The 1,499-nt window shown below is 47.5% G+C and carries 2 protein-coding genes; both read left to right on the forward strand.

All coding sequences use genetic code 11. From position 1 onward, the window contains the following. Window positions 1–242: 242 nt before the first annotated feature. On the forward strand, window positions 243–461 hold the full coding sequence (locus APA10_RS11890; protein WP_003631398.1) for a CbtB domain-containing protein: 219 nt from the start codon (window positions 243–245) through the stop codon (window positions 459–461). 23 nt (window positions 462–484) lie between these two features. Beyond that, window positions 485–1,219 (forward strand): CbtA family protein, encoded by a 735-nt coding sequence (locus APA10_RS11895; RefSeq protein ID WP_003631397.1) that lies wholly within the window; start codon window positions 485–487, stop codon window positions 1,217–1,219. Window positions 1,220–1,499: the final 280 nt, after the last annotated feature.

Genomic DNA, 1,499 nt, shown 5'->3' on the forward strand with positions numbered 1-1,499 from the left:
TGTCTGGCATCCCTCTGGCGGGGTGACTGACTGGACAGGCAATCGTCTCGTCGGGAACGAAGCCATCTTCGGCCTCCACTCCAATATCACTTTCTAGGGACGAGGAGAGCAGCAGGCGTGTTCGGAATACTCTTGCTGTCAGGCTTTGTCATTCTATGATTAGGGCCGACCAAACCATGACGTTCTGTTTCAAACTCTTTTGTGCCTGCTCCGGTAGGCTCTATTAAAAAGGATACAACATCATGAACACATCTGTTCATACAGCTATGCCGGTTGCGGCAGCGGGCCAGAGCATTCCGGTTCGTGCCATTTTGCCTTGGGCTGTTTTCGGCCTGATTATTTCTGCACTGCTGCTCTACTTTGTGGGTGCAGAGCAGGGTGCCACTTCCCTGATTTCCGGTCACGCTGTGCATGAGTTTGTGCATGATGGCCGCCATCTGCTTGGTTTCCCCTGCCACTAAGGCATTAGAAGAAAGTTTTACTCATGGTTGGTCGTCTTTTAGCCCGCGGCATGGTCGCGGGCATTCTGGCTGCATTGCTTTCTTTTGTATTTGCAAAGATTTTTGGTGAACCGCAGGTGGCTTTGGCCATTGCGTTTGAAGCAGCGCAGGATGCTGCAGCTGGTGCCGCGCCAGAACCTGAAATGGTAAGCCGTGGTGTGCAGGCATCTTGGGGGCTGCTTACTGCGGTGCTGATGTACGGTGCTGCATATGGCGGTATTTTTGCAATTGTTTTTGCATTTGCTTACCAACGCCTTGCAGCATTAAGCCCGCGTTCTATGGCATTGTTGCTTGCTGGTATTGGGTTTTTAACATTTGTGCTGATACCAGATCTAAAATATCCACCAAACCCACCCGCAGTAGGTCAGGAAGAAACCATTGCTTTGCGGACGGAAATGTATTTTGCAATGGTTGGTCTTTCCATTGCAATTTCCATGATTTCTCTGTCGGTGGGGCGGGCGCTTTCTAACGTGATAGGATGTTGGAACGCGACTGTATGCAGCATTGTGCTCGGGCTTGTGCTTGTTGCCGCGGTGCAGTTTGGTTTACCAGATATCAATGAAGTGCCAGACAATTTTCCTGCTGTAGTGTTATGGCGTTTTCGGGAAGCATCCATAGGTATGCAAATTGTTTTGTGGTCTGTTTTAGGGCTGGTTTTTGGTGCTCTGGCAGAAAAATGCCTACCATCGCCCAATGGTGCCATGCGGAAGACTGCTTAATTTTTTGGTTATTGGTGTTAGTAGGATTTATGGAAAATTTATTTTCCATAAATCCTACAAAATAAATCTTTTCAAAGATTTTATGTGCGTAATGCACATTTATAAAAAAGCATTTCCTAACATTGTATTGTTCTATGTTTTTAGAACATCAATTTGCAGGAAATGCTTTTTTATATCTCGTCCCTAGAAAGTGATATTGGAATGGAGGCCGAAGATGGCTTCGTTTCCGACGAGACGATTGCCTGTCCAGTCAGTCACCCCGCCAGAGGGATGCCAGACA

The sequence above is a fragment of the Acetobacter pasteurianus subsp. pasteurianus LMG 1262 = NBRC 106471 genome (assembly GCF_000285275.1).
GTDB classification, from domain to species: Bacteria; Pseudomonadota; Alphaproteobacteria; order Acetobacterales; family Acetobacteraceae; genus Acetobacter; species Acetobacter pasteurianus.

Bases quoted from the DNA above. Each gene is read 5' to 3' on its own strand.
- APA10_RS11890 (WP_003631398.1), top strand. From the start codon at position 243: ATGAACACATCTGTTCATACAGCTATGCCGGTTGCGGCAGCGGGCCAG.
- APA10_RS11895 (WP_003631397.1), top strand. From the start codon at position 485: ATGGTTGGTCGTCTTTTAGCCCGCGGCATGGTCGCGGGCATTCTGGCT.